The sequence below is a fragment of the Ectopseudomonas composti genome (assembly GCF_900115475.1).
Lineage (GTDB): Bacteria > Pseudomonadota > Gammaproteobacteria > Pseudomonadales > Pseudomonadaceae > Aquipseudomonas > Aquipseudomonas composti.
The window spans coordinates 19437-45658 of the sequence record NZ_FOWP01000001.1 but is presented as its reverse complement, the minus strand read 5'-3'; the positions used below and the strand labels follow the sequence as shown (position 1 = coordinate 45658).

Genomic DNA, 26222 nt, shown 5'->3' with positions numbered 1-26222 from the left:
GCTCAGCTCAGTTTGCGCGGATGGGCGAAGGTGATGCGGAAGCAACTGCCGCCATCTTCACGGGGTTTGTAGTCGAGGCGGGCCTGGTTGCCTTGGCACAGCTCACGGGAAATATACAGGCCGAGGCCGGTGCCCTTGTTCTCGGTGGTGTAGAAGGGCTCGAAAATGTGCTGCTCCAGCTCGGGCGGCACGCCTGGGCCGTCGTCGAGAATCTCCAGCACCGGCAAGTCGCTGGTCTCGTCGCGAAACAGGCGCAGCCATACCTGGCCGAGTCGATGTTTCTGTGCGCTGTAGCGTAGGCCGTTCTGCACCAGGTTGGTCAGTACCTGGGTCAGCTGGTGTGGGTCCATGCGCGTTTGCAGGCTGCCACCTTGGGTTTCCAGGTGGATTTGCCGATCAGCCGGTGCCGAGCTGCGAAAATCGCTGGCGAAGCGGTGCAGCCAGTATTTCAGGTCGAGCAGTTGCGGTTCGGCCTGGCGCCTGCGCGACAGCTGCAGAACGTTCTCGATCACCATGTTCATGCGCTTGGAGTGATCCTGAATGATCTGCGCCAGGCGCTGGTCGGGACCTTGCAGGTCTTCCGACTCCTGCAGCAGCTGTGCCGCGTGGCTGATAGCGCCGAGCGGGTTGCGAATCTCGTGGGCGATGCCGGCGGTCAGGCGGCCGAGCGAGGCCAGCTTGAGCTGCTGCGCCTGCTGGGCGATCTGCGAGATGTCGTCGAGAAACACCAGGGTATGCTGCTGATCACCGCGTTGCAGGGAGATGAAGCTGGGCTGCAGGACGGGGCCGTCGATCTGCGCTTGCAGGCTGTCCGGGCGCAGGGTCGGGTTGTGCAACCATTGCTGCAGGCGCTTGACCAGTTCAGGGCAGTGCGGATCGATGATCTTGCCACTGAGTTCGCCGCGCCCGAGTAGTTGCGTTGCGCCCTGGTTGGCCAGCAGTACCCGATGCTGGGTGTCGAGCACCAGAATCCCGGTGCGCATGCGCTGCAGGATCTGCTCGTTGAGTTCCTCGAGGTTGGCGACGTCGGCCGCGCGTTGTTCGGCCAGGTTTTCACTGACCTGCAGGCGGCGGGTGATGCCTTGGATGAACAGGGCGCCGGCGAAGCACAGGGCACCGAGTGCGCCGGCCTGTACATATTGCGCGGCAGCAGCGGGGCGGCTGAGGCTGAGGTAGAAGGTCAGGTAGATCAGCGCCATGGCGGCGATAGCCGCGATCAGCAGGCCGACGCGGCCGCGCAGAAGGATGTTGGCGATGGCCACGGCGACCACCAGCAGGTTGCCGATGCCGCTTGGCGTACCGCCGGCCGCATAGAACAGGGCCGAGAGGAATATCACGTCGACCAGCGCCAGGCTAAACAGCTGCACCAGGTGCTTGGGCTTTTGCACCAGCACGGCGATGAAGATGTTGAGGATCAGGTAGACCCAGCTGCCGGTGCGAAATAGCTCGATATGCACGACGTCCAGCAACTGCTCGTCGAGGTTGCTGGAAATCAGCAGGATCAGCGCCAGGCCGATGGTCAGGCGATAGAAGTGATAGAGCCTGAGGATGCGTCGCCCTTGGGTGCCGCCTTGTGCGCTGATATCAGCTGTCACCGGTATGCGGGCCTTGTTCGAGGTGGGCCTGGCTGCAGTACCACTGTTGCTCTTGGTTCAATGCCTGGGTCTTGGGAATGTGCACGCCGCAATGCGCACAGCGGACCATGGGCGCGGCGCTGTCCTCACGGGGACGAGTGCTCTTGGGTTTGCTGATGAAGCGGCGCCAGATCCAGATCGCAGCGAAAATGACGGCGATCCAGAACAGCAGGCGAAAAAGACCCATATCGTGCTCTTTTATTCGTTTAAAGCCGCAGTTTAGCCAAGCCGAGTGCATCGGCACAGTATCCACATGGCAGCCTGTGAGCTGTTTCCGGGCTGTGTGCCTGCTGCAGTGCCGGGCTCGCAGCAAATTGGCCAGTGTAGAAATGCCGGACAATAAAAAGGGAGGCCTTGGCCTCCCTTTTTGATAGCGCTGTGATCAGTCGAACAGACCGAAGGTCAGGTAGCTCCAGATCGAGCGCTTCTTGGCGGTTTCGCCAGTCTTGGCGTCCTGCTGCAGTTCGGCTGGGATCTGTTGCTCGGCGTCTTCGTACTGGCGGATCACGTCCTGGCTGGCGCGGGTTTCGCCCGGCGGCAGCGGCGTGTCGGTTTCGATCAGGCCCAGGGTAGCCTTGGCCAGCCAGGAGCGGTTATCGGCTTCTTCTTCGAGCGGGACGAACTCGCCGCTTTCCAGGCTCGGGTGATCCGGGTAGTTGAGCTTGAGGGTTTCCAGACTGGTGGCGGCCAGATCGTCCAGCGACAGGCGTTGGTAAGCCTCGGTCATGATCGCCAGGCCATCGCCGACCGACGGGGTTTCCTGGAAGTTTTCCACCACGTAGCGGCCACGGTTGCCGGCAGCGACATAGGCCTGACGGGTCAGGTAGTAGTGGGCTACGTGTATCTCATAGGCGGCCAGCAGGTTGCGTAGGTAGATCATGCGCTGCTTGGCGTCCGGCGCGTAGCGGCTGGTCGGGTAACGGCTGGTGAGCTGGGCGAACTCGTTGTAAGAGTCGCGCGCGGCGCCCGGGTCACGCTTGGTCATGTCCAGCGGCAGGAAGCGCGCCAGCAGGCCGCGGTCCTGGTCGAACGAGGCCAGGCCCTTGAGGTAATAGGCGTAGTCGACGTTGGCGTGCTGCGGGTGCAGGCGGATGAAGCGTTCGGCGGACGACTTCGCAGCTTCCGGTTCGGCATTCTTGTAGTAGGCGTAGATCAGCTCAAGCTGCGCCTGCTCGGCATAGCGGCCAAACGGATAGCGCGATTCCAGCGCTTTCAGTTTGGAGATGGCCTGGGTGTAGCTGCGGTTATCCAGGTCGGCCTGGGCCTGCTGGTACAGTTCCACCTCGCTGAGGTTTTCATCGACCTCCGGCTGCTTGGAAGAGCAGGCGGCGGTAAGGGCGAGGATGGCGATCAGCAGCAGGTGTTTCACTTGCATGGCGGCTTGCGTCCCTGTGACGGCCGCGCGGCCGTCCTGTTATGATGAGCGCCCCCGGAAACCCCTGGGGCAAAGACGCCGTATTTAACCACAAGCCTGTCGCCGAAACCAAAGGCCAGGCTCCCGCCGTTGCCTAAGAGCCTGTTCAAAGTTTCGCGAGCTAGAGCAATGCAAGGCAAAAACAGGCGAGGACGCGGAATTTACGAGTTGTAAATGAGCATCCGAGCCTGTTTTTAACGCAGCAGGGCCGACGCGCAGCAAACTTTGAACTGGTTCTTAAGATGACTTCTATAGACAAACAATTGATCCAACTCCAGGCCGTCGTCCCCTTTGAACAGGGCGGTCAACGTCTCGACCAGGTGGCTGCGCAGCTGTTTGGCGAGTTTTCCCGTTCGCGCCTATCCACCTGGATCAAGGAAGGTCGCCTGACCGTCGATGGTGCCGTGGCGCGCCCGCGCGACACCGTGCATGCCGGCTCGACCCTGGTGCTCGATGCCGAGCAGGAAGCGCAGGGCGAGTGGGTCGCGCAGGACATCGAACTGAACATCGTCTATGAAGACGAACACCTGCTGGTGATCGACAAGCCGGCCGGTCTGGTCGTCCACCCGGCCGCCGGGCATGCCGATGGCACCCTGCTCAATGCCCTGTTGCACCACGTACCGGACATCATCAACGTGCCGCGTGCCGGCATCGTCCATCGCCTGGACAAGGACACCACCGGCCTGATGGTGGTAGCCAAGACCTTGCAGGCGCAGACCAATCTGGTCGAGCAACTGCAGAAACGTACCGTCAGCCGCATCTATGAATGCATCTGCATCGGCATGATCACCGCTGGCGGCACCATCGATGCACCGATTGGCCGCAGCTCCAGCCAGCGCCAGCGTATGGCAGTGACCGATGGCGGTAAGCCGGCGATCAGTCACTACCGCGTGCTCGAGCGCTACCGCTCGCACACCCATGTGCGGGTCAAGCTGGAAACCGGGCGTACCCACCAGATTCGCGTACACATGACCCACGTTGGCTATCCGCTGGTGGGCGACCCCGTCTATGCCGGGCGCTTCCGCATTCCGCCGGCCGCCAGCCCGACCCTGGTGCAGAGCCTCAAGGAGTTTCCGCGTCAGGCCCTGCATGCGCGTTTCCTCGAACTGGATCACCCGGCTACCGGCAAGCGCATGAAATGGGAGTCGGCGCTGCCCGATGACCTAGTCTGGCTGCTGACCCTGTTGCGCCAGGATCGTGAGGCGTTCGTCGGGTGAATGCCCATGATTGGCTGACGCCCGATTGGCCCGCCCCAGCCAACGTACGCGCCTGCGTTACCACGCGCAGTGGCGGCGTCAGCGTGGCACCGTTCGATAGCTTCAACCTGGGCGATCATGTTGATGACGACCCGGCTGCGGTAGCGGCCAACCGTCAGCACTTGGTCGGGGCCCTGGGTTGCCAGCCAGCCTGGTTGCGTCAGGTGCACGGCATTATTGTGGCGCAGGCTGATCCTGAGACTGTCATCGAAGCAGACGGCAACTGGACGGCCACGCCTGGTATCGCCTGCACGGCGATGACCGCTGACTGCTTGCCGGCATTGTTCTGCGACCGCGCCGGGACCCGTGTGGCCGCGGCCCATGCGGGCTGGCGCGGGCTGGCCGGTGGTGTGCTGGAGGCGACCGTGCAGGCACTGGGCGTCGCACCGCAGGAACTGCTGGTCTGGCTCGGGCCGGCCATTGGCCCGGCGGCGTTCGAGGTGGGGGCTGAAGTGCGTGAGGCTTTCATGCAACAGCATGCCGAGGCTGCCAGCGCATTCGCGCCCAGCGTCAACGCCGGCAAGTTCATGGCCGATATCTACCAGTTGGCGCGCATTCGTTTGGCCGCCATCGGCGTGACCGCCGTCAGTGGCGGTGGCCTGTGCACCTACAACGACCCGCGTTTCTACTCCTACCGCCGCAGTGCCCGCACCGGGCGTTTTGCTTCGCTGATCTGGCTGCAATCCTGATTTGTAGGAGCGAGATCTGCTCGCGAAGCCTTGGGTTACAGGGTTCGCGAGCAGAGCTCGCTTCTACCTGTTCTGTCGTGGGCATTTGTCTTGTGTTTTCTAATCCTTAATCACCAATATCAATAGTGCTGTCGCGAGCGAGACGACCGGTCATATGCTCGGCGCCATGAACAGCATTCGACTCGACAAGCGCGACCTGATCCTGAGCAAAGGCTCGGCGGTGATGACCCGGCGTGGCTACCACGGCACCGGTGTGCTGGAGATCGTCCAGGCGGCCGGGATTCCCAAGGGCAGCTTCTATCACTACTTCGCCAGCAAGGAAGACTTCGCCCTGCAGGCGTTGGCCTTCATCTATCGGCCGCGCTTGGCGCGTTATGCCCAGGCGATGAGCGATCCGACGCTGAGCCCGCGTGCACGCATCCTCGCTTACTACCGCGACCTGCTGGCGCATTTCGCCCGGCAGGACACGCCGCAGTACCACTGCTTCATCGGCAGCCTGAGTTTCGAGATGAGCGAGATGCTGCCGGCCATCGGCGCTGAGGTCGCGGCCATTCAGCAGGCCTCGGTGGACATCCTGCGTGGCTGCCTGGAGCAGGCGCAGGCCGCGGGCGAACTGCCGGCCGACGAGGACTGCGGCAATCTCGCCACCTTTATCAGCGACGCCTGGCAGGGCGTCTTGGCTCGCCTCAAGGTGGGCCGCAACCTGCAGCCGTTGGAAGCTTTCGTCACCCGCCTGGAGCGTTTGCTGCAGGCCTGATTACCGTTCAACCCCAGAGGAAAGATGATGAGCGCTCCCGTTCAAGCCCTGTTCGCCCCGTTCCGCCTCGGTAACCTGGAGCTGCCGACCCGTGTGGTCATGGCGCCGATGACCCGTTCCTTCTCGCCTGGTGGTGTGCCCAACGCCAAGGTCATCGAGTACTACCGTCGTCGTGCGGCGGCGGGCGTGGGTCTGATCGTCACCGAGGGCACCACCGTCGGGCACAAGGCCGCCAACGGCTACCCGAACGTGCCGCGGTTCTACGGCGAAGATGCCCTGGCCGGCTGGAAGCAGGTGGTCGACGCCGTACACGCCGAAGGCGGCAAGATCGTCCCGCAGCTCTGGCACGTGGGTAACGTGCGCAAGTTGGGCACCGAGCCGGATGCCAGTGTGCCGGGCTTCGGGCCGATGGAAAAACTCAAGGATGGCAAGGTGGTCGTGCATGGCATGACCCAGGCCGATATCGACGAAGTGATCGCCGCCTTCGCCCAGGCTGCACGCGATGCCAAGGCCATCGGCATGGACGGCGTGGAGATCCACGGCGCCCATGGCTACCTGGTCGACCAGTTCTTCTGGGAAGGCAGCAACCAGCGCACCGACCAGTACGGCGGCGATCTGGCGGCGCGTTCGCGTTTCGCCATCGAGCTGATCCAGGCGGTGCGTGCGGCAGTAGGTCCGGATTTTCCGATCATCCTGCGTTTCTCGCAGTGGAAGCAGCAGGATTACACCGCGCGCCTGGTGCAGACCCCGGAGCAACTGGAAGCCTTCCTCAAGCCGCTGGCCGAGGCTGGCGTGGACATCTTCCATTGCTCGACCCGTCGCTTCTGGGAGCCGGAGTTCGAAGGCAGCGATCTCAACCTTGCCGGCTGGACGCGCAAACTCACCGGCAAGCCGACCATCACCGTCGGCAGTGTCGGCCTGGATGGCGAGTTCCTGCAGTTCATGGTCAAGACCGACAAGGTGGCCGAGCCGGCCAGTCTCGAGAATCTGCTCGAGCGCCTGAACAAGGAGGAGTTCGATCTGGTCGCCGTGGGCCGCGCGCTGCTGGTCGACCCGGATTGGGCGCTGAAGGTGCGTGAAGGCCGCGAGCAGGACATCCTGCCGTTCAGCCGCGATGCACTGACCACGCTGGTCTGAGTCCGTTTCTATCGGGCGCCGCGATCCGGCGCCCCATTTTTCCAGCCCCGGCACATCGGGGCTTTTTTACGTCCGCTGCTACGTGGCCCCGTAGGGCGGGTGAAACCCGCCAACCCATTACCAATGGTGGGTCTCACCCGCCCTACGTTTTAGCCATCCTGCATCTCGCCCCGGATTTCATCCGGGCTACCGACATTGGCGATCTTCGGGCGTGGCTGCATGGCGCTGCGCAGGTGCTGTTCGAACAACGCGACGATGCCGCCCCAGCTCAGATGGCTGGCATGTCGGCGGGCATTGAGTCGGATGCGTCGCAGTACCTCTGCATCTTCCAACAGCTCGCAGGCGGCTTCGCAGAAGCCGGCTTCGTCGCCGGGGCGGGCGAGCAGGCCGTTGTGGCCGTGATGGATGTGCTGGGCGGCTGCCGCCTGGTCGAATGCCACTACGCCGAGGCTCGAGGCCAGGGCCTCCAGTACCACGTTGCCGAAGGTTTCCGAGAGGCTGGGAAACAGGAACAGATCGCCCGACGCATAGTGTGTGGCCAACGCTTCACCCCGTTGCAGGCCGCAGAACAGCGCGTCCGGTAGTTGCGCCTGCAGGCTGGCGCGCAGTGGCCCGTCCCCAACCAGGATCAGGCGCATACGGCGCTGCGGGTGAGCCGTCTGCAGGGTGCGGAAGGCCTTGACCAGCAGGCCGAGGTTTTTCTCTGCCGCCAGGCGACCGACATGCAGCACGGCCAGGTCATCCGGCCCCAGGCCCCAGCTTTCGCGCAACGTGTCGCTGCGTCTGCGTGGGTGGAACAGTTGGCTGTCGACGCCACGGGCGAGCAGCGCCAGGCGTTCGAAATCACGGCGTTCGAGGTCGACCTTCTGGCCGATGCTCGGCACCAGCGTCAACTGCGTGCGGTTGTGGAACCAGCGCAGGTAGTTGGTCATCGCCCGGGTCAGCAGGCCGATGCCGTAGTGCCCGGTGTACTGCTGGAAGTTGGTGTGAAAACCGCTGACCACCGGGATCGCCAGGCGTCTGGCCGCGCGCAAGGCGGACAGCCCCAGTGGGCCTTCGGTCGCGATGTAGAGCACGTCCGGGCGTTGTCGCTGCCAGCGCCTGAGCAGCTTGTGCAGCGACGACTGGCCCCATTGCAGGCCGGGGTAGCCGGGTAGCGGCCAGCCGCGAGTGAGCAGCAGATCGTTATCCGCGTTCTGCTCCTGGTCGATGTCCTGGCGCGGCCGTATCAGTTGCACGCGATGGCCACGGCCACGCAGGCCGTCGACCAGGCGACCGAGGGTATTGGCCACGCCGTTGATTTCCGGCGGGAAGGTTTCGCTGATCAGCGCGATGTGCAGAGAGGGTGCGTTCATGTACGCAGTCTCTGCCCGGGTCATGTAGTGCACATGACGTTTCGATTGCGCTTATGTGTCAGGCGAGCAGGCCGTGCAGTTGCTCACGCAGCCAAGTATGTGCCGGGTCGTGGTGCTGCTGGCGGTGCCAGATCAGGCTGATCTGCACCGCCGGCATGTCGAAGGGCAGCGGCGCCACTTGCAGGGCGAACATCGGCGCGAAGGCGTCGGCCAAGCGCGCCGGCACGGTACCGAGCAGTTCGGTGTGGGCGACGATGGCGGGAATCGGCAGGTAGTTGGGCAAATGCAGCGCCGCCTGGCGCCGGACCTTGGCCGAGCCCAGGACGATTTCCAGTGGCGAACCGCGCCCAGCGCGCGGCGTCACGATCACATGGCGGGCCTGTTGATAGTCCCGCAGGCTCAGGCCGCCGACGAAGGCCGGATGACCCTGGCGACCGATCACCACCAAGGCTTCTTCGCGCAGTGGTGCGTAATGCAGGTCGGGCGAATCGACATGCAGGTAGTCGATGGCCAGGTCCAGGGTGCCGCTCTCCAGCCGCGGCAGCAGGTTGTCGGCGTCGTCGCTGTGCGCCACCAACTCCACCTGCGGCGCGACACGCGCCAGATGCGCTTGCAGCATCGGCAGCAGCGCGGCCTGGGCGTAGTCGTTGAGCGACAGGCTGAACACGTGCGGCGCTTGCACATCGAAGGGCTCCGCCGGGCCGAGGCCGGCCTGCAGCAATTGCAGCGCCTGGCGCACGGGCGGGTAAAGCGCCAGAGCGCGCGCGGTCGGCGTCATGCCCCGCGCGGTACGCTGGAACAACTCCTCGCCCAGTTGCTGACGCAGGCGGGCGAGGGCGTTGCTGACCGTCGACTGGCTCAGGTGCAAACGCTGGGCCGCGCGGGTCAGATTGCCCTCCTGCATCAGCGCATCGAAGACCAACAGCAGGTTGAGGTCGAGCTGGCGCAAGTTCGTTATCACGGATAATGCTCTTTTCAAATATCCATTATTCGAATGATTTGGCCAGGCCTAGACTGCTGTCAATCCACAGGAGAGCGCCATGGCCTACAACAACGACAATGCCCAGGCTTTTCGCAGCGATTACCGGGCTGCCATCCATCCGCTGTACAACCCCTGGTTGCACGCCGCCTTCGTGCTGGCCTACGGGCTGCTCTGCATCGGCTGGCTGTGGAGCACATTAGAGGCCGTGGCGCCCTGGCAGTGGCTGCTGGTTCCCGCCACGCTGGTGTTCTTCAGTTGGGGCGAATACCAGGTGCACAAGCGCCTCGGCCACAACAAGACGCGCTTCGGCAAACTCTTCTACAAACGCCACACCGGCGACCACCACAGCTTCTTCGTCGAGACGCTGATGCCCTACGAGACGGCGCGCGACTGGCGCGTGATCCTGTTCCCGGCCTGGCTGATCGTGCTGTTCAGCCTGCCTACGTTCGCCGTCTGGTGGCTGCTGTCCCAGCTTGACGGCAACCTCGCCGCACTGTTCGCCGGCAGCATGCTGCTGGGCTACATGAGTTACGAAGTGGTGCATGCCTGCGAGCACTTGCCGGTCGAACACCCGGTTTCGCGTTTGCCGTGGATTCGCCAGATGCGCCGCTTGCACGCGCTGCACCATCGTCGGGGGCTGATGCATTCGCGCAACTTCGGCATCGTTCATCCGCTGATGGATTGGTTGTACGGAACCCTGCACTGGGAGCCTGAGGCGATTCATCAGCAGAACCGCCAGCAGCACCGCATTCGCATCGCCCAACCTGCCGAGCGGGTGCTGGACTACGCCGCAGCGCCGAGCCACTGGCCGCAGTGGCACCCGTCGTCACTGCGCATCTATAGTCGCGAGGGGGCGTTGTTGGTGGGGGAGCGTTTCGAGGAAGACATTCATGCCGGTGGTCGCGCCGGGCATCTGCGTTGGGACGTGCTCGACTATCAGCCGGCCCAGCGTTGGCAGGCCAGTGCACGTGGCGACCATGGCCTGCAGTTGCTGCTGACCTACGAGTGCGTGGCGATGGAGGGTGGCTGCGAGTTCGTGCGCACCCTCGAATATGGCTTCGATAACCTGCTGATGCGCCTGGCCAATGGCCTGTTCATGCGCCGGCGCATCGAGCGTGAGTCGCAGGCATCGATGCGGGCGTTACACGGTGTTCTTGCGCGAACCTAGCGCCTGCTCACCGCGCTCGCGCACCCAGAACAAGGTCGCCCCGGCCACGGCCGCCGGCATCATCAGGATATTCAGCCCCGGCACCAGCAGCGCGGCGTAGGTGATGCCGCCGAAGCTCAGGCTCTGCCAGCGCTTCTCGCGCAGCCAGGCGAGCATGTCCTGCCAGCTCATCTTGTTGTTGTCCGCCGGGTAGTCGATGTACTGCACGGCCATCATCCACACGCCGAACAGCAGCCATAGCGGCGCGGCGACCAGGTTCACCACCGGGATGAAACTGAGGATCAGCAGGCCGATGGCGCGCGGCAGGAAGTAAGCCAGCTTGCGCATCTCGCGGCCCATGGTGCGCGGCACCATGGCCGCCAGTTCGGCCCAGCTGAATGGCGGGAAATGATCTTCGCCACGCGCCACCACCTCGACCTTCTCGGCGAGAAAGCCGTTGAACGGCGCGGCAATGATGTTGGCCAGCATCGTGAAGGTGAAGAACACCATCAGCAGCACCAGCACCACGAACAGCGGCCAGAGGATGTACTGCAGGAAGCTCAGCCAACTCGGCAGGCTGGGCATGAAGGTGTCGACCCAGCCGCTGAACTGCTGCACGGCGAAGCTGATCATGGTGACGAAGAGGATCAGATTGACCGCCAGCGGGAGCAGCACGAACAGACGCAGGCCGGGGCTGAGTACCAGCCTCAGGCCTTCTCGCAGGTATTGCGGGCCGGACAGAACGGGAGCGGCGGGCATGGCGGTCTCCTGAGTGGTTGATGCGCGCGACCATACCGACTTCGCCGCTGCGGCGAAAGTTCAGACAGGCAGCCAGGTTCAACCCAGGCAGCCATAGTCGGATTCTATGCGCTGAATTGGTAATGGATATTTCCGCTTCGCAAGCCGCGCCGATAGCCTTGCGCCCAGTTTCCTTTTTTGCGGGGCTCTCACCTTTCAAGCCTTCCCCTAGTGCTTCGAGAGTCCCTTTTTATCTGGCCTGCCGGCCCTGTGGGCCTGCGAGGAGTTAGCGATGTCTGCCGTTCGTCATGCCCGCGTCATCATCCTGGGTTCCGGCCCCGCCGGTTACAGCGCTGCCGTCTATGCCGCGCGCGCCAACCTGAAGCCGCTGCTGATCACTGGCATCCAGGCTGGCGGCCAACTGACCACCACCACCGAAGTGGACAACTGGCCGGGCGACCCGCACGGCCTGACCGGCCCGGCGCTGATGCAGCGCATGCAGGAGCACGCCGAGCGCTTCGAGACCGAGATCGTCTTTGACCATATCAATGCCGTGGATCTGGCCGGCAAGCCGTTCACTCTGGTCGGCGATAGCGCCACTTACAGTTGCGATGCATTGATCATCGCCACCGGTGCCAGTGCGCGCTACCTGGGCCTGCCCAGCGAAGAGGCGTTCATGGGCCGTGGCGTTTCGGCGTGCGCGACCTGCGACGGCTTCTTCTATCGCGGCCGCGAGGTAGCGGTGGTAGGGGGCGGCAATACCGCCGTGGAAGAGGCACTGTACCTGGCCAATATCGCCAGCAAGGTCACGCTGGTCCATCGCCGCGAGACCTTCCGTGCCGAGAAGATCCTGCAGGACAAGCTGCGTGCGCGCATTGCCGAGGGCAAGATCGAGCTGCAGCTCAATGCCGAGGTAGACGAGGTGCTGGGCGATGCCAGCGGCGTCACTGGCGTGCGCCTGAAGCAGTACGGCGGCGCCTACCGTGAGCTGAGTGTCGAGGGGCTGTTCGTCGCCATCGGTCATACGCCTAATACCAGCCTGTTCGAAGGCCAGTTGGCGCTGAAGGATGGCTACCTGGTGGTCAATGGTGGTCGCGAGGGCAATGCCACCGCGACCAGCATTCCCGGTGTGTTCGCCGCCGGTGATGTGGCCGACTCGGTCTATCGCCAGGCGATCACCTCGGCCGGTGCCGGTTGCATGGCGGCGCTGGATGTCGAGCGCTACCTCGACGGGCTGTGAGAACACGTAGGGTGCGCAGTGCGCACCGCGCTTTGCTGGACCGTAGCTGATAGCGATTAGAAGCCGGTGCGCGCGGCGCACCCTACGGACGTCTCAATCCGGCCAGTGCCAGGGCGGTTCGTCGAGCATGCCTTGGCCGTGGATGCAGGTCTGGCCGAGTTGCTTGTCCAGCTCCAGGGTGTTGCAGTCGGGGTTTTCCCTGAGCGTGGCGATCAGGCGGCTGGCGTGGGAGACGACCCACACCTGGGTATGTTTCGAGGCGGCGCTGATCAGGCGCCCGAGTGCCGGTAGCAAGTCTGGGTGCAGGCTGGTTTCCGGCTCGTTGAGCACCATGAGCGAGGGCGGCCGAGGCGTGAGCAAGGCGGCGACCAGCAGCAGGTAGCGCAACGTGCCGTCGGACAGCTCGGCGGCGCTCAACGGACGCAGCAATCCCTCCTGACGCAGTTCCACGGCGAAACGTCCGCCGGGCTGGAAGTCGATATGCAAACGGCTGCCGGGAAAGGCATCGTCGATGGCGGCATCCAGCGCCGTGCGGTCACCGATTTCGCGGATGGTCTGCAGGGCGGCGGCCAGGTCGCGACCATCGTGATGCAGCACCGGCGTACGCGTGCCCAGTTGCGGTTGGCGCGCCGGGGCCTCGGCGTCGCTGCGAAAGTGATCGTAGAAGCGCCAGCGGCGGATGGTTTCGCGTAGCTGAAAGACTTCCGGGCAGTTCGGGTCGTTGCCGATCTGGTCGAACAGGCTGTCGTAGTTCGGCACGTGCTGGGCCAGTACCTGCCAGCTGCGCCCTTCGCGCATGCGCACCATGGGCCCGGCGCGATCCACCAGCAGCGAGGCGGGGCGGTAGCTGGCACCGGCCCAGATGCACTCACGCTTGATTTCCGGATCGAGGGCGAAGGCCGAGGTGCTTGGCTCGGGCAGACCAAGGGAAATCGCATAGCCGAAATCCTCGCCGGCAAAGCCCAGGCGCAGGCGCATCACGTTCTGTCGTGGGCCGCCCTGTACCGGTACCTCGCCGTTACGCATGCGCCGGGAGATTTTCTCCGGTCCGGCCCAGAAACTCGACTCCAGCCCGCCCTCGCGCGCTAGCGCATTGATCACGCCGCCCTGGGCGGTTTCCGCCAGCAGACGCAGTGCGCGGTAGAGATTGGACTTGCCGCTGCCATTGGCGCCGGTGATCAGGTTGAGCCGGCCCAGCGGCAGGATCAGGCTATTGATCGAGCGGTAGTTGGCGACGGCGAGTGTGTGCAGCATGGCGCAGTCATCCTGACAAAAAATCAGCGGCCATGGCGTGGCGAAAACGCCAGCCAGGCCAGTACGGGGTAGCACAGGTAGTGCAGGCTGAAGAGAAACAGGCCCATGGGGCTGGGTGTGTCTTGAAGGTACATCATGCCTAGCAGGCCCAGGTAAAGTAGACCGAGCACACTGCCGTAGAGAGCCGTGAAGCGCCAGCGTTCGGCGTTGCTCGGTGCACGTCCCTGACGCCAGTGAAACACCAGCGCCAAACCGGCCGCGATGGCGGCGGCGATCAGCAGGGTGGTGAACACGCCGCCCAGGCGCACGAAGGTGCGCAGCAGCAGGTTCAGCAGCACGGCCGCGATCACGCCCGCGACGGCGTAGTAGCGCACGGGCAGGCTCTGGCTCACAGCTGCTGCGCCAGGCCGAAGCGTTTGCTCAGCACCCGCTCCAGCAGGGCCTTGGGCAGCAGCATGGCGAGCAGCGGCAGGGCGCGGCTGCCATTGCCCAGGTGTAACAGCCGCGGGCGCTTGTCACGCTGCACGGCGGCCAACAGCTGCGCGGCGAACTCACTGGCCGGGGTCGGGTTGTCCTGCGAGGCATTGGCGCGGGCGCGGATGCCCTCGCGCAGCGGCCACCAGGGCGAGTCTTCGCGGATCAGCGCCTCGGCCTGCTGGCTGGCGTTGGCGCCAAAGCTGGAGGCGATAGCGCCGGGTTGCACTTCCAGCACCTCGATGGAGAAGGGCGCCAGCTCCATGCGCAGGGCGTCGCTCAGCGCATGTACTGCGGCCTTGGAGGCACAGTAGGCGCCGGCGAAGGGCGTCACCAGCACCGAGGAAACGCTGCCGATATTGACCACCAGGCCACGGCTGCGGCGTAGCAGCGGGAAGAACGCGCGGGTCACGCCGACGATGGAGAACACGTTGGTCTCGAACTGCCGCTGCATGGCCTCCACGCCGCCGTCGAGCAGTGGGCCCATGGCACCATAGCCGGCGTTGTTGATCAGCACATCGAGGCCGCCGATTTCCTCGCTCAGGCGAGCGGCCAGTTGCTCTAAGGCCTCGCCGTCATTGACGTCGAGCTGCACGGCGTTGAACCCGTCCTGCTGCAGGACGGCCAGATCGGTCTCCTTACGCGCCGTGGCCCAGACGGCGTAGCCGCCCGCCTTGAAGGTATCGGCCAGGGCGCGGCCGATGCCGCTGGAGCAGCCGGTTATAAGGACGCTGGGTTGGGGCATGGCGGAGATTCCCTGGCAATGGATGTTGGGCATTGTAGAGTCGAGCGCTGCTCGCGAGCGTAGGTGACGTCACAAGCTTCGCGAGCAGAGCTCGCTCCTACGGCAGGTGAGCAGCAGGTATCAGCGAATGAACTTGCCCTGCAGGCGCTCGGCGCGAAACTCCAGCGTAGCTGGGCGATAGCCGCTGCGCAGATCGGGCAGGGGCATGCAGTCACTCCAGCTGGCGCCAGGCAGAAGCTCGCCCGGGCCGCTGTAGCGCGGCGATTCATACAGGCGCTGGGCCAGGTTGGTGGCGTTGCCGGGGCGGTAGGCGGCGACTTCCCAGCGCAGCTCCAGCAGCGCTGCATCGCTGCCGTTCTTCAGGTCGATGGCCAGCGGGCGATCAGCAGGACAGCGCTGCGGGTCGAAGCCCAGGCGCAGTTCGAGATGGGCGAGGTAGCGTTCGTCGCGGGTTTCCTGCCAGAGCACCCAGGTTGACACCAGGCCGAGACCGACCAGTGCGGCCATGGACACCGGCAGGGCCTTGGTCGGGTAGCGGATCAGCAGGATCAGCCAGGTAATGACGAGTACGACACCGAACAGCATGCGGGCAGCCTTTTGCGAAGTCTGCGCTCATCCTACACAAGGTGTCTGGTCAGGGTAACCGCGAGGGCTGTCGCAGGGTGTGACAGCCTCCTTCACTCAGCGGGAAAGGGGCAGGGAAAGGGAGAGCCTGCGACTGCGTGGCGTCTTCTGCCCTTTCCCCAACCCTTCTCCCATGAATGGGAGAGGGGGGCGTTGCGCATGCCCCGGATGAACAAGGACGTAGCCCGGATTGCATCCGGGCTACGAAGCGCTCAGTGGGCGGCGACGGCTGCTACCGCATCGCTGCGGCCGTACACGTCTTCCAGACGCTCGATATCGTCCTCGCCCAGGTAGGTGCCGGACTGCACCTCGATGATCTCCAGCGGGATCTTGCCCGGGTTGGCCAGGCGGTGTACGGAGGTCATCGGGATGTAGCAGGACTGGTTCTCGGTGAGCAGGAACTCACGGTCGTCGCAGGTGACCCTGGCCGTGCCGGATACCACGATCCAGTGTTCGGCCCGGTGGTGGTGCATCTGCAGCGACAGCTGCGCGCCGGGCTTGACGGTGATGTGCTTGACCTGGAAACGACCGCCCATGTCCACCGAGTCGTACGAGCCCCACGGGCGGTACACGGCGCAATGGTTCTGGGTCTCGCTGCGGCCCTGTTCGTCGAGCTTGTTGACCAGTTTCTTGACGTCCTGCACGCGGTCCTTGTGGGCGATCATGGTGGCGTCTTTCGTCTCCACGACGACGATGTCGTCCAGGCCGAGCACCGACACCAGCTTGCCGTTGCCGTGCACCAGGCAGTTGCGGCTGTCCTCGAGCAGCACGTCACCGCTGATGACGTTGCCGGCGTCGTCCTTGTCGTGCACTTCCCAGATCGACGACCAGCTACCAACGTCGTTCCAGCCAGCGGTCAGCGGCACCACGCAGGCGCGTTGGGTCTTCTCCATTACCGCATAGTCGATGGAGTTGTCCGGGCAGCAGGCGAAGGTGGCCGGGTCGATGGCGATCTCGGCGTCCTTGCGCTGGCTGCGTTCGAGCGCCAGCAGGCAGGTGTCGTAGATGTCCACGTCGTGCTGCTTGAGTTCTTCCAGGAAGCGGCTGGCGCGGAACAGGAACATGCCGCTGTTCCAGTAGTAGTCGCCACTCTTGACGTACTCGGTGGCGCGCAGGGCATCGGGCTTCTCGACGAAACTGGCGACGCGCGCGACGCCATCGGGCAGGGCTTCGTCGGCCTTGCCGCGGATGTAGCCGTAGCCGGTTTCAGGGCGGTTGGCCGGCACGCCGAACAGCACCATCTCGCCTTTCTCGGCGGCCACGGTGGCCAGCGCCAGGGCCTGGCGGAAGGCTTGCTGGTCGTCCAGCACGTGATCGGCCGGCAGCACCAGCATCAGCTCGTCACGGCCTTCGGCCATCAGTTGCAAGGCGGCCATGGCCACGGCCGGTGCCGTGTTGCGGCCGAAGGGTTCGAGCAGCAGCAGTTGTGCCTGCTGGTCGATCTGCTCCAGCTGCTCCTGGACGATGAACCGGTGTTCCTGGTTGGCCACCAGCACCGGCGGCTGCATGCCTTCGATGGAGAGGCGCTGCAGGGTCTGTTGGAACAGGGTCTGCTCGCCGGTCAGGGCGAGGAACTGCTTGGGGTACAGCTTGCGCGAAAGAGGCCAGAGTCGGGAGCCGCTGCCACCGGAAAGGATGATGGGGGTCATGAGGTGTCTCTCCTTAACGTTCATTACGAGATGGATGCCCGTGTCGTGTCGGTGCGGCGTGTACCCGCCGTTTTCCTTGTTCTAGAAAAAACTCGCTGCCTTAAGAACGTTCTGAAAAAGCCATTTATCGTCACTCCCGCGAAGGCGGTAGCCCAGGGACTACGTAGGTTCTGGAGTCCCGCCTGCGCGGGAATGACGGCTATTTCAGCGTTTCCTTAACCGTCGATGGGGCGCTTGACCCACACGGGCGACAGCTTGCCCTGGCCGCCGGTGACGAACAGGCTGACCACTTCGCCGCGCTCCAGGGTCACCGGTTTCAGGTCGGCGACCTTGCGCTCGCCATCGAACAGCGCCAGGCCGACCTTGACCGGGTTGATCTCGCGGTCGCCACGGCCGTCCGGCTTCACATCGGCGACCACGGCGGTCTTGCCGTCGGCGGTCTTCAGACTGAGGGTGCTGTCGGTCAGGTTCTGCACGCGCAGCAGGGCTTTCTGCCGGCTGGTGAAGGGCGGTTCCTCGACCAGGCGCGGCTTGGCGCCGGTCTGGCTGACCAGGGTGTAGTAACGCTCGGCCTGCAGGTCGACCGGCATCTGTGTGCTGCCGACCTGTGCCTGATAGCTGCCGGCCGGGAGGAACTTGAAGTCACTCGAGCCCAGCGGCGCGACCTGCTTGAGTTGGGTCTGGCCGACGCTGACGTCGAGTTCGGCGCTGCTGGCGTTGTAGGCGCGAACGAAGGCCGAGCCTTTCGGTGCCTTGGGCCCGTAGAGGGCGCCGTCGTCGGCCTGTGCCTGGAACATGCCGAGGCCCAGGGCCAGGGCGCAGGCGCCCAGGGTGAAGCGGCGTAGGGTGGTTTGAGTGTTCATCGGATAGTCCTCCTAGGGGGATGAGTCAGTGGCTGGCGGCAGCCAGTCCCTGGCGCTCGCCGCCGTCTTTGAGTGCGGCGAGCCATTGCGGGTCGAAGTCGGTGAAGTCGCTGGTCATCGGCAGGTAGCGCTCGGGGAATTCCCAGATCACCAACTGCGGTGGGTTGTTCTTCAGTTCGTCGCTTTGCAGGTACTTGAGCATCGGCACCAGCGGGCCGCCGCCTTCCTCGGCGTGGTTGGCCAGGTCGCGCTGCAGGTGCTCACGCAGGGCGCCGGCGAAGTTCCAGGCCGGGTTGGCGCTGTAGCTGGTGCCGACCAACGTCACTGGCAGGTCGCTGTCGCCGAACAGGTCGTCGCTGCTGCCCTCGGCAGCGTGGGTCTCGCGCTGCTGCAGGCGGTCGGCTTGCGGCATCAGGCTTTCGAACAGCGGTGCCAGCGGCAGGAAGCGGGTCAGGTCGCCCTGGTGCGAGCGGGTTTCCACGGTCTCGGTGACGAACTGCTGTGGCTCGCCACGCAACTGCATGGCGCTGCGTACCACGTCGCTCAGGGCGCGTGCGGTGACGTCGGCCCCTTGCGGGGTCCAGTGGGTGTCGGTGCGCAGGAACATCGGTGCTTCGCGCTTGGCTGCCTGCAGCGGGCCGAGCAGGTCCGGTGCGGCGATTCCGGCGTTACGCAGCGCGCGATGGAAGCGCGGGTACAGGCTGCGCTGCAGGGCGCTGGGCTGGTGAGTGCCGGTATGTTCTGGATACAGACGGGTCTTGGCCGGGACGATGGCCAGCAGCAGCTGGATATCGCGTTCTTCCAGCTGGCGCTGCACGCCACGGATCAGCGCCAGGTTGTCGCGCAACTGGCGCTGACCGTCGGCCACTGGGTCGAACTCCTCGTCCGAGTACAGCCAGCCGTCTTCACCGACTACCAGGCCACTGCGGCCCTCGCCGAACGCCAGGTATTCCAGGGCGGCCCAGAGGTTGATACCTGCCTGCTTGAGCGGAAAATTCTCGTCATAGTGGTGCTCGATGCTCTTGGCCAGGCCGCCGTCGAGCACGCTCGGCTGCGCTGGCATGCGGTAAGCGCCGAGCTTGCTCAGGGCCAGCAGGCTGACGGGCAGCAGCAACAGGATGAACAGCACGACGTACAAGGTTTTGATGGGGCGATTCATAAGCTCGGCCTCCGCTCAGAACTGGAAGTAGAGGAAGGGGGAGTAGCTCTGCGCCGAGAGCTTGAGCAGCGAGGCGCAGAACAGCAGCAGCAGGGCGCCGCGCACGGCCACCATGCGCAGGTCGATGGCCTGCAGGGCGACACCGGCGCTGGCCAGGGTCAGCGCTGGCTCACGGTTGCGGCTGGCGATGAACTGGCGGGCGCCGTTGACGGCAATCACCACCCAGGCCAGCACCAGCGTGACCATCTGCAGGCCGGTGATGCTCGCCAGGGTCAGCTCGCTCAACTGCCAGTCGCTGAAACTGAACAGGGCGGCGTACATACGCCCGGCCACGTCCAGGTTCTCGGCGCGGAAGATCACCCAGCCGAGCATCACCAGCAGCAGGGTGAAGATCCACTTCAGCGGGTTGAACAGCGTCGGTGCAGCCTTCACGCCCATGGCCCGTTCGATGGCCAGCCACATGCCGTGCCAGGCACCCCAGATCAGGAAGGTCCAGTTGGCGCCGTGCCAGAAACCGCCCAGCAGCATGGTCAGAAACAGGTTGCGATAGGTGTTGAAGGTGCCGTGGCGGTTGCCGCCCAGCGGCACGTAGAGGTAGTCACGCAGCCAGGTGGACAGGCTGATGTGCCAGCGCCGCCAGAACTCGGTGATCGATTGGCTGATGTAGGGCTGATTGAAGTTCTCCATGAAGCGGAAGCCCATCATCAGGCCCAGGCCGATGGCCATGTCGCTGTAGCCGGAGAAGTCGAAGTAGAGCTGTGCGGTGTAGGCGATCATGCCCAGCCAGGCGTCGCCGGTGCTGGGGTTGTCCAGGGCGAAGCAGTGGTCCACCAGTGGTGCCAGGCTGTCGGCGATGAACACCTTCTTGACGAAACCCTGCATGAAGCGCGTGGCGCCCTCGCTGAACTTGTCGAGGCTGTGCGTGCGGTCGGTGAACTGGTCGGCCAGGTCCTTGTAGCGCAGTACCGGGCCGGCGATCAGCTGCGGGAACAGGGCGATGAAGGCGGCGAAGTTGATCAGGTTACGCGTCGGTTCGGTATCGCGGCGATACACGTCGATCAGGTAGCTGATCGACTGGAAGATGTAGAAGGAAATACCGATCGGCAGGATCACCGACGTCAGCACGAAGGGCTCCATCCCCATCGATTCGAGCACGGCGTTGATGTTGGCCACACCGAAGTTGGCGTACTTGAAGTAACCCAGCGTGGCCAGGTTGCCGACCACCCCGGCCACTACCCAGCGGCGTGCCGTTTCGGTGCCGGCATACGCCTGGATGCGCAGGCCGAAGACGTAGTTCCACAGTGTCACGGCGGCGAACAGCAGGAGGAAATCGACCCGCCACCAGGCATAGAAGGTGTAGCTGCCGATCAGGATCAGCAGGTTGCGTCCGCGATTCGGACACAGGTAATACAGGCCGAGGAAGACCGGCAGGAACAGAAACAAAAAGACGTTGGATGAAAAGACCATCCTGCTTCTCCGTGAACAGCTGGGGCAGCGCCCCCCTTTCCCCCCGCGAGCGGAGGGTTTGTTTTGCTACGTCCCGTAGGAGCCTACTCATCCGCGAAAATCGCGGCTAAAGCCGCTCCTACGGTTTTTCGAACACCTGGGTCACCTCGCCACCGAGGCGGAAGCTATTGAACGGCCCCATCTCCTGGTTCAGTTCGCGGGTCTGTTCGCTGCAGGCGTAGAGGCTGCAGTAGGGCGCGAGCCAGGCGTACTTGAAGTCCTTGCGCAGCTCGCTCATGTCCTGCTTGGCGCCCGCGCGTTGGGCGAACTCAGCCGGGTCGTGTGCGCCTTGCAGTACGCGCTCGGCCAGGCGCTGCAGAGCGCCATGGTTCTCGCCACGTAGGTCGACCTCGTTGGCCTCGGCGAACGCGGCGATCATCGCCAGCGGCGGCAGGGCGTAGTTGTGATAGGCCAGGGCACGCTGGTTGCGGCGTATCTCGTTGGCCAGATAACCCTCGTCGTCGACCTGATTGGCGGCGATGCGGAACTGGCTGACGGACCAGTCGAACAGGTCGCGACGATCATCGATCACCGCCACCGCCATCACTGACCAGGCGGCCCAGTAGCTGTGGTTGTTGATCTTGCGCAACGGCAGGTCGCTCCACTCGCGCACCGTGTGCTCGGCCAGGCGGGTGAACCAGGCCTCGATGCGTGCGCTCTGCTGCGGGTAGGCGGCCAGTGGCTGCGATTCGGAGAACTTCAGGCGCAGCCAGGCACCGGCCAGGCTGCCGAGCGCCCATTTGCGCATCGATTTGCCGGTGTGGTTGAACTGCTCGGACTCCAGCGCATCGGCGCTGGCCCACTGGTCGAGCCATTCGATGGCGCATTCCAGACGCTGCGGCTGACCGGTGCGCATGTAGCCGGTGATCATCCGTCCGGCTTCCTTCTCCAGGCGGGTGATGGGCGAGGTCTGCTCGCGGAAGTTCTTTTCCGCCTGGCGATTGAGGGTGGCGCGTGCCTTGTCGGAACCCTCGTACTTGCTGGTGAACTGCAGCTCGCCGGTGTACGGCTGCGGCACCGTCGGGCAGGTGGGTGCCTTGCCGTCACGCTGGCCCACGGCGGCGTAGTAGCCCGCCGGTGGTTGCAGCTCGGCGAAGGCCGGGGCGCTGAGCAGCAGCGCCGCGAGGGTGAAGGGGGCGAGTCGTATGGGCATGGTGGCCTCCTCAGTCGTTCGCGCGGTGCTGCGCGACCTGCTGGCCAGGCCCGTCAGGGCGTTGGCACAGGCTGGCTTGGACTTTCAGGTCGTCGGCGCTGTCTTCGGGCTTCTGGATTTCCAGGGCGAAGAAGTTCTGCTCACCCCAGCCCGGCTCGTTGCGCAGCTCGACGGCGAAACGCCCGTCGGTGTCGACGGTGTTGGGTTTCTCCAGCTTGAGCTGCTCACGGCGGCCGTTGAGGTACCAGATGGTGGCGTCGACACGCTTGACCGATGGATCGCTGAAACGCAGATCGAGTTGGTGGCGGTTGCCGGCCAGGGTCAGCAGCTTGTTCTCGCCGTTGACCAGCACTTCGTTGCTGCCCGGGCGCAGACGTTTCTCGCTGCTGAGCAACTCGGTCTGCCCGCTGCAGCCGTTGTTCAGGGTGGCCATCAACTGGCGGTGGATCTTGTCCGAGGCCAGGTCGTAGAGCGGCGAGAATTCCCAGATGAGGACCTTCGGCGGATCGTTCTGGAACGACTCGCTGCCCAGGTACTCGAGCATGGCGCCTTCCAGGCCGCCGCCGGGGAACGCGGCGTTGAGCACGTCGGTGCCCAGGTACTGTTCGAGGAAACCGCCGAAGTTGTAGTTCTTGCCACTGTGGCTGGTGCCGACCAGAGTGATCTTCGGGCTGCTCTCGTCGCCGAACAGCGCATCGCCGTTGCTGGCGTCCTTCGGCTCGGTGACGAACTGGTCGACGTACTGCACCGCATAACCGGTGCCGCACAGCTGGCTGGCGACGTTCTGCATGGTGCCGGTCTTGCCCATCAGGCCGATGCGCTCGGTGACGAACTCCTTCTGCGGCAGGTCGCTGAAACCGGGAATGCGCTTGACCGTCTCAGCCACCAGGCGCGCGGTACGCTCGGCGCCATAGGGCGTCCAGTGCTGGTCACGGCGGAAGTAGAACTCCTGGTCGCTGTTCTCGTCGGTCAGCGGGGTCAGGTCCGGTACCCAGATGCCCAGCTGTTCGAAGCGCGTCAGTGCCTGGCGATAGTTGCGCAGTGCCTTGTCGTAGTCGAAGCGCTCATATTCGGCCGCGCGCAGCTTGTTGCGATTGACCAGGCCACGGGTCGGTTGATAGACCACCACCAGTTCCACGCCGCGCTGCTTGAGGCCGTCGCGCAGCTCCTTGAGGCGCTGGTAGCCGACCTCGCTGGTGCCGAACTCGGTGCGCAGGTCCTCGACGCTGCGAAACAGCCAGCCTTCGTCGGCGTCGAGCAGGGTGATGAAGTTCTTCATGTAGTTGGTGGTGTAGCGACTGGCATCGTGCGCCGCCGGGCACAGTGAGCAGCAGTCTTCGACCTGGTAGTGCGGCGCCTGGCGCTCTTCGGCCTGCAGGGTGCTGCCGAAGGCGGCGCAGGTCACTGCCAGGGCCAGGGTTTTCAGTTTGTATGCGGTCATGGGAGGCCTCGTCAGTTGGTCATCGACTCGGGCTCGATCGGATCGATGAGCACGGGCAGGCGCTGGCGCACCATGAGGTCAAGGATTTCGTCCTGCTTCTCGCCGAGGATGCCGGCGAGCTGGATGCCGCTGCTTTTGCGCGGCGCGAGCATCTTCACGCGGTACAACTCGACCGACAGCGGCGAGTCGATGTTGATCGGGCTGGAGCCGTTACCAGCCAGGGTGCCGCCGACGATGATCATCGAGATCTTGGTGTCGAACGGGTCGAGGCCCAGGTCGCGGTCGGTGTCGGACAAGTCCTTGATGTGGCCGTACACGCCAGTGAGCTGGTTCATCGCCGAGAGGTTGTCGTAGAGTCGGATGTTCTCGCTGTTGCGGATGCGGATGCCGTGGCGCTGGTTGCGCAGCACCTGGTTGCCCCACAGCAGGTTGTCGCCGCTCTCGTACAGGGTGATGCCGTCGGCATGGTTGCTGTGCACGCGGTTGTAGGCGATGAGATTGCGTTCGCTGTTACGGTCGATGACCACGCCGGAGAGCTTGTTGTCGTAGCTCTCGTTGTTGATGATCCAGCTGTCGTTGACCTCGCGCGAGATGATGATGCCGTGCTTCTTCTTGGTCCCGAACACGGTGTTCTCGGCGATGATCAGACCGTGCGAGCGGTCGTGCGGGTCGATGCCGTAGACGATGTTGTCGCGGTAGGTATTGCCCTTGATCACCACGTTCTGCGCTTCGTAGCAGTAGAAGCCGTACCAGTGGTCGACGAACTCGGAGTCGATCAGCCAGCCGGTCGGTTCTTCACGTTGCAGGCGCTCGTGCATGTTCGGCGTGTACTGGGTGATCGACACACCGTAGGACTTGGAGTTGTTGTAGCCCAGGCTGGTCAGCACGCTACCTGCGATGTACAGCTCGCTGCCGCCCCAGGACACCAGGAACGGGCGGAATTCCTTGCCGTTGTCGCGCATGGTCGCCGGGCCGTTGTCGGCCTCGCGCCAGGCGGTGACGCGGGTATCGGTGAGAAACATCAGGCCATCGTTGACCAGGAACGAGCCGCGTTCTTGCGACAGGCGCAGTTCGCGGGTTTCCTTGCCGACGTGCAGCGCCGCGCCTTCGGCGACGACGATGGGCAGGCGGGCGAGGTATACACCTGGCGCCTGCTCGGCGAACTGGCTGTCGGGCAGCGCTTTGGCGATGTCCTGCGCGGTGACCAGGCCACCTTCGATGAAGATTGCCTGGGGCATGCCTTGCTGGCGCTTGATCCATTCGCGCAGGCGTTCGTTGCCGCCGGTGAAGTCCTTCAGCGCGTCCTGGCGCAGCATGCGCCGTACCACCACCTGGCCGCGTTTTTCACGCGGAATCTTGGCCAGCACGGCTTCCTTGGTGTAGCCGGACAGGTCAGGCAGTTTTGGCGCTTCCATGTGTAGTTCGTCGGCCGGTGCACTGCGCACGCGATAGTCGAACTGGTGCTGCTCGGGGTTGGCCTGAGCCAGGGGCGCGGTGAGGCACAGTGCGCTGAGCAGCAGGGGTAGGGCTAAGCCGTTGGGTTGCATGATCCGATCCCTCAGAAGCGCCAGATGAAGTCGACGAAGGCGCGGTGCATCACCGAGTCGGTGCCGCTGCCATAGGCGTCGCCTGGCAGGAACACGCCGGCGCGCAGGCGCACCAGCGCCGAGCGATCATCCAGTTGTTCGGCGACGGTGGCCGGCAGCAGGCCCTGCTTGAAGTAGCGGGTCAGCACTAGGTCGACTTCCTGGCCGATGTCTTTCTCGCCCGCCACCAGCGGCGCGGTGATGCCGCTGTCGCCGACGTCCTGGTCGCCATCGACGCGCCAGAAACGGTGATAGACGACGCTGGCGTCGTAATCCTCGCCCAACTGCCAGGAGCTGAAGGCACTGGCCACCTGCAGGTTGGAGAGCTCGCCGCGGAAGGCCTCGCCGTAGCGGTGCAGGCGCGATTCGACGCCGGTGAAATTGGCGCGGTTGCTGTGCAGGCCGGTCTGCATGAACTGGCGCGACTTGCCTTCGTCGCCACCGCCGCTACCTCGGGCATAGGCGGCGCCGATCTTCCAGTTGTCGTCGAGGCTGTAGCGCAGGCCCAGGTCCATGGCCCAGGCGTCGACATCCTGGCTGCGCGAACCGCTGGCGATGCGGTCGTTGCCGACCACTTCCTGCTGCAGCTGATCGGTGTCGCCCTGCAGCCAGGTGAGCTGCGCCCAATAGTTGAGGCGATTGCGCGAATTGCGCTCGAAGAAGCCGCCGTCGGCGTGCAGGCCGAACCAGGTCAGGTCGCCGGTGTAGCGCTTGCTCAGCTCGTCGACACGCTCGCCAGGATTGGCCAGGCGGCCGTCGTCACGGCTGTGGTGCAGCTTGGCGCCGATGCGGTGGCCGGGCGTCCACTGGTAGTCGAGGCCGGCGAAGAAGTGTTGACGGTCTTCGTCTTCGGGTGCCAGGTCGTCGAGGTCGGTACGGTAATCGGAAAAGCGCTCGGCAACGCCGACGTTGGCTTGCAGCAGAGTGGTATCGAAGCGCCAGTTGACCGCCTCGATGTTGGTGTCCCACCAAGCACCGTCGTCGCTGCGCAGGCGCTGGCGGCCGACGCGCAGGTGCTCGCCCGGGTAGGCGGTGAGGCCGGCGTAGTCGACCCAGAACTCGCGCATGGCCAGGTAGCTCTTGTCCGGTTGGCGCGCATCGCTGCTCTGGGAGCTGTCTTCACCATCGTCCTGCAGCGGGTCGGTTTCGATGGTGTCGGTGGCGGTAACTGCCTGGCCCATGGCGAAGGCGCTCCAGTCGCCGCGCTCGCCGTAGGCCCAGGGGCGCAGGTCGAGGCCGATACCGTTGACGTCGCCACCGCTGCGGGTGCCGAGGTCGCGGTCGTCTTCCGATTGCGCGGTGATCTTCACATCCAGGCCGAAGTTCTTCGGTGCATCCGCCGCCCAGGCCGTACTGGCGGCCAGCAGGCTGGCACTCAGACCCAACTGACTAACGATCTTGTTCAACTGCATGCGTGCA

General features: G+C 64.5%; 24 protein-coding genes. 6 read left to right on the top strand and 18 right to left on the bottom strand.

The genetic code is table 11. The annotated features are described in order from the left end of the window. Positions 1 to 2: 2 nt before the first annotated feature. The 3 genes from BM059_RS00220 to BM059_RS00210 all read right to left on the bottom strand — a co-directional run bounded on the left by BM059_RS00220 (position 3) and on the right by BM059_RS00210 (position 3009). Positions 3 to 1595, bottom strand: coding sequence for a sensor histidine kinase (locus tag BM059_RS00220; protein WP_074935945.1), 1593 nt, complete (start codon positions 1593 to 1595; stop codon positions 3 to 5). Then, positions 1585 to 1821: a PP0621 family protein gene (locus BM059_RS00215; RefSeq protein ID WP_074935943.1), complete on the bottom strand. Its 237-nt coding sequence runs from the start codon at positions 1819 to 1821 to the stop codon at positions 1585 to 1587. The genes BM059_RS00220 and BM059_RS00215 overlap by 11 nt, the downstream gene beginning before the upstream one ends. A 195-nt stretch (positions 1822 to 2016) precedes the next feature. Continuing rightward, a complete protein-coding gene (locus tag BM059_RS00210) occupies positions 2017 to 3009 on the bottom strand; it encodes an outer membrane protein assembly factor BamD (protein WP_037004234.1) in 993 nt (330 codons plus the stop codon). 281 nt (positions 3010 to 3290) lie between these two features. Here BM059_RS00210 and rluD point away from each other — a divergent pair, with 281 nt between their 5' ends. From rluD to BM059_RS00190, 4 genes are all read left to right on the top strand, one after another. Then, on the top strand, positions 3291 to 4265 hold the full coding sequence (rluD, locus tag BM059_RS00205; protein ID WP_037004235.1) for a 23S rRNA pseudouridine(1911/1915/1917) synthase RluD: 975 nt from the start codon (positions 3291 to 3293) through the stop codon (positions 4263 to 4265). After that, positions 4262 to 4993 (top strand): peptidoglycan editing factor PgeF, encoded by a 732-nt coding sequence (gene pgeF / locus BM059_RS00200; protein WP_074935941.1) that lies wholly within the window; start codon positions 4262 to 4264, stop codon positions 4991 to 4993. The genes rluD and pgeF overlap by 4 nt, the downstream gene beginning before the upstream one ends. 166 nt (positions 4994 to 5159) lie before the next feature. Next, a complete protein-coding gene (locus BM059_RS00195; protein WP_241766156.1) occupies positions 5160 to 5750 on the top strand; it encodes a TetR/AcrR family transcriptional regulator in 591 nt (196 codons plus the stop codon). A gap of 27 nt (positions 5751 to 5777) precedes the next feature. Next, positions 5778 to 6887, top strand: a complete 1110-nt coding sequence (locus BM059_RS00190; RefSeq protein ID WP_074935940.1) for an NADH:flavin oxidoreductase — start codon at positions 5778 to 5780, stop codon at positions 6885 to 6887. A gap of 149 nt (positions 6888 to 7036) precedes the next feature. On the opposite strand, the gene BM059_RS00185 is transcribed toward BM059_RS00190, so the two are convergent. Together BM059_RS00185 and bsrA are read right to left on the bottom strand one after the other, a co-directional pair. Continuing rightward, on the bottom strand, positions 7037 to 8266 hold the full coding sequence (locus BM059_RS00185; protein WP_394327994.1) for a glycosyltransferase family 4 protein: 1230 nt from the start codon (positions 8264 to 8266) through the stop codon (positions 7037 to 7039). Positions 8267 to 8300: 34 nt separating this feature from the next. After that, on the bottom strand, positions 8301 to 9203 hold the full coding sequence (gene bsrA, locus BM059_RS00180; protein ID WP_074935938.1) for a LysR family transcriptional regulator BsrA: 903 nt from the start codon (positions 9201 to 9203) through the stop codon (positions 8301 to 8303). Positions 9204 to 9282: 79 nt separating this feature from the next. Between bsrA and BM059_RS00175 the strand changes: the two genes are divergently transcribed. Further along, on the top strand, positions 9283 to 10392 hold the full coding sequence (locus BM059_RS00175) for an SRPBCC family protein (protein ID WP_074935937.1): 1110 nt from the start codon (positions 9283 to 9285) through the stop codon (positions 10390 to 10392). On the opposite strand, the gene cysZ is transcribed toward BM059_RS00175, so the two are convergent. Further along, positions 10366 to 11130, bottom strand: coding sequence for a sulfate transporter CysZ (gene cysZ, locus BM059_RS00170; RefSeq protein WP_074935934.1), 765 nt, complete (start codon positions 11128 to 11130; stop codon positions 10366 to 10368). The genes BM059_RS00175 and cysZ overlap by 27 nt on opposite strands. A 271-nt stretch (positions 11131 to 11401) precedes the next feature. Between cysZ and trxB the strand changes: the two genes are divergently transcribed. Beyond that, positions 11402 to 12349 carry a thioredoxin-disulfide reductase gene (gene trxB, locus BM059_RS00165; protein ID WP_037004243.1) on the top strand — a complete coding sequence of 316 codons (948 nt, stop codon included), beginning with the start codon at positions 11402 to 11404 and terminating at the stop codon, positions 12347 to 12349. A gap of 93 nt (positions 12350 to 12442) precedes the next feature. Here trxB and BM059_RS00160 read toward each other — a convergent pair whose 3' ends face one another. The 12 genes from BM059_RS00160 to BM059_RS00105 form a co-directional block, all read right to left on the bottom strand. Then, a complete protein-coding gene (locus tag BM059_RS00160; RefSeq protein ID WP_074935931.1) occupies positions 12443 to 13603 on the bottom strand; it encodes an AAA family ATPase in 1161 nt (386 codons plus the stop codon). Between the two features lie 23 nt (positions 13604 to 13626). After that, entirely contained in the window at positions 13627 to 13995 is a 369-nt protein-coding gene (locus BM059_RS00155) for a hypothetical protein (protein WP_037004244.1), read from the bottom strand. Beyond that, complete coding sequence (locus BM059_RS00150) at positions 13992 to 14822, bottom strand: SDR family oxidoreductase (RefSeq protein ID WP_074935929.1); 831 nt, start codon at positions 14820 to 14822, stop codon at positions 13992 to 13994. The genes BM059_RS00155 and BM059_RS00150 overlap by 4 nt, the downstream gene beginning before the upstream one ends. 120 nt (positions 14823 to 14942) lie before the next feature. Then, a complete protein-coding gene (locus BM059_RS00145; protein WP_074935927.1) occupies positions 14943 to 15407 on the bottom strand; it encodes a multidrug transporter in 465 nt (154 codons plus the stop codon). A 251-nt stretch (positions 15408 to 15658) separates the two neighbouring features. Continuing rightward, positions 15659 to 17095 (bottom strand): mannose-1-phosphate guanylyltransferase/mannose-6-phosphate isomerase, encoded by a 1437-nt coding sequence (locus tag BM059_RS00140; protein WP_074935924.1) that lies wholly within the window; start codon positions 17093 to 17095, stop codon positions 15659 to 15661. A gap of 215 nt (positions 17096 to 17310) precedes the next feature. Then, entirely contained in the window at positions 17311 to 17958 is a 648-nt protein-coding gene (locus BM059_RS00135; protein WP_074935922.1) for an alginate O-acetyltransferase AlgF, read from the bottom strand. Positions 17959 to 17983: 25 nt separating this feature from the next. Next, the gene (locus tag BM059_RS00130; RefSeq protein ID WP_074935920.1) at positions 17984 to 19117 is read right to left on the bottom strand and encodes an alginate O-acetyltransferase; all 1134 of its coding nucleotides are present in this window, start codon (positions 19115 to 19117) and stop codon (positions 17984 to 17986) included. A 15-nt stretch (positions 19118 to 19132) separates the two neighbouring features. Continuing rightward, complete coding sequence (locus tag BM059_RS00125; protein WP_074935916.1) at positions 19133 to 20584, bottom strand: MBOAT family O-acyltransferase; 1452 nt, start codon at positions 20582 to 20584, stop codon at positions 19133 to 19135. Positions 20585 to 20702: 118 nt separating this feature from the next. Further along, positions 20703 to 21776 carry a mannuronate-specific alginate lyase gene (locus BM059_RS00120; protein ID WP_074935914.1) on the bottom strand — a complete coding sequence of 358 codons (1074 nt, stop codon included), beginning with the start codon at positions 21774 to 21776 and terminating at the stop codon, positions 20703 to 20705. Between the two features lie 10 nt (positions 21777 to 21786). After that, positions 21787 to 23217, bottom strand: coding sequence for an alginate O-acetyltransferase (locus tag BM059_RS00115; protein WP_074935912.1), 1431 nt, complete (start codon positions 23215 to 23217; stop codon positions 21787 to 21789). A gap of 11 nt (positions 23218 to 23228) precedes the next feature. Next, complete coding sequence (gene algG / locus BM059_RS00110; protein WP_074935909.1) at positions 23229 to 24764, bottom strand: mannuronan 5-epimerase AlgG; 1536 nt, start codon at positions 24762 to 24764, stop codon at positions 23229 to 23231. A gap of 11 nt (positions 24765 to 24775) precedes the next feature. Then, entirely contained in the window at positions 24776 to 26215 is a 1440-nt protein-coding gene (locus BM059_RS00105; RefSeq protein ID WP_074935908.1) for an alginate export family protein, read from the bottom strand. Positions 26216 to 26222 lie beyond the last annotated feature (7 nt).

What these genes read in the sequence shown, in the direction of transcription:
- BM059_RS00195 (WP_241766156.1), top strand. Translation starts at nt 5,160, where the DNA reads ATGAACAGCATTCGACTCGACAAGCGCGACCTGATCCTGAGCAAAGGC.
- cysZ (WP_074935934.1), bottom strand. Translation starts at nt 11,130, where the DNA reads ATGCCCGCCGCTCCCGTTCTGTCCGGCCCGCAATACCTGCGAGAAGGC.
- BM059_RS00175 (WP_074935937.1), top strand. Translation starts at nt 9,283, where the DNA reads ATGGCCTACAACAACGACAATGCCCAGGCTTTTCGCAGCGATTACCGG.
- BM059_RS00130 (WP_074935920.1), bottom strand. Translation starts at nt 19,117, where the DNA reads ATGAATCGCCCCATCAAAACCTTGTACGTCGTGCTGTTCATCCTGTTG.
- rluD (WP_037004235.1), top strand. Translation starts at nt 3,291, where the DNA reads ATGACTTCTATAGACAAACAATTGATCCAACTCCAGGCCGTCGTCCCC.
- algG (WP_074935909.1), bottom strand. Translation starts at nt 24,764, where the DNA reads ATGCAACCCAACGGCTTAGCCCTACCCCTGCTGCTCAGCGCACTGTGC.
- BM059_RS00125 (WP_074935916.1), bottom strand. Translation starts at nt 20,584, where the DNA reads ATGGTCTTTTCATCCAACGTCTTTTTGTTTCTGTTCCTGCCGGTCTTC.
- BM059_RS00115 (WP_074935912.1), bottom strand. Translation starts at nt 23,217, where the DNA reads ATGACCGCATACAAACTGAAAACCCTGGCCCTGGCAGTGACCTGCGCC.
- BM059_RS00105 (WP_074935908.1), bottom strand. Translation starts at nt 26,215, where the DNA reads ATGCAGTTGAACAAGATCGTTAGTCAGTTGGGTCTGAGTGCCAGCCTG.
- BM059_RS00160 (WP_074935931.1), bottom strand. Translation starts at nt 13,603, where the DNA reads ATGCTGCACACACTCGCCGTCGCCAACTACCGCTCGATCAATAGCCTG.
- BM059_RS00190 (WP_074935940.1), top strand. Translation starts at nt 5,778, where the DNA reads ATGAGCGCTCCCGTTCAAGCCCTGTTCGCCCCGTTCCGCCTCGGTAAC.
- trxB (WP_037004243.1), top strand. Translation starts at nt 11,402, where the DNA reads ATGTCTGCCGTTCGTCATGCCCGCGTCATCATCCTGGGTTCCGGCCCC.
- BM059_RS00145 (WP_074935927.1), bottom strand. Translation starts at nt 15,407, where the DNA reads ATGCTGTTCGGTGTCGTACTCGTCATTACCTGGCTGATCCTGCTGATC.
- BM059_RS00135 (WP_074935922.1), bottom strand. Translation starts at nt 17,958, where the DNA reads ATGAACACTCAAACCACCCTACGCCGCTTCACCCTGGGCGCCTGCGCC.
- BM059_RS00210 (WP_037004234.1), bottom strand. Translation starts at nt 3,009, where the DNA reads ATGCAAGTGAAACACCTGCTGCTGATCGCCATCCTCGCCCTTACCGCC.
- BM059_RS00185 (WP_394327994.1), bottom strand. Translation starts at nt 8,266, where the DNA reads ATGACCCGGGCAGAGACTGCGTACATGAACGCACCCTCTCTGCACATC.
- BM059_RS00140 (WP_074935924.1), bottom strand. Translation starts at nt 17,095, where the DNA reads ATGACCCCCATCATCCTTTCCGGTGGCAGCGGCTCCCGACTCTGGCCT.
- BM059_RS00215 (WP_074935943.1), bottom strand. Translation starts at nt 1,821, where the DNA reads ATGGGTCTTTTTCGCCTGCTGTTCTGGATCGCCGTCATTTTCGCTGCG.
- BM059_RS00120 (WP_074935914.1), bottom strand. Translation starts at nt 21,776, where the DNA reads ATGCCCATACGACTCGCCCCCTTCACCCTCGCGGCGCTGCTGCTCAGC.
- BM059_RS00150 (WP_074935929.1), bottom strand. Translation starts at nt 14,822, where the DNA reads ATGCCCCAACCCAGCGTCCTTATAACCGGCTGCTCCAGCGGCATCGGC.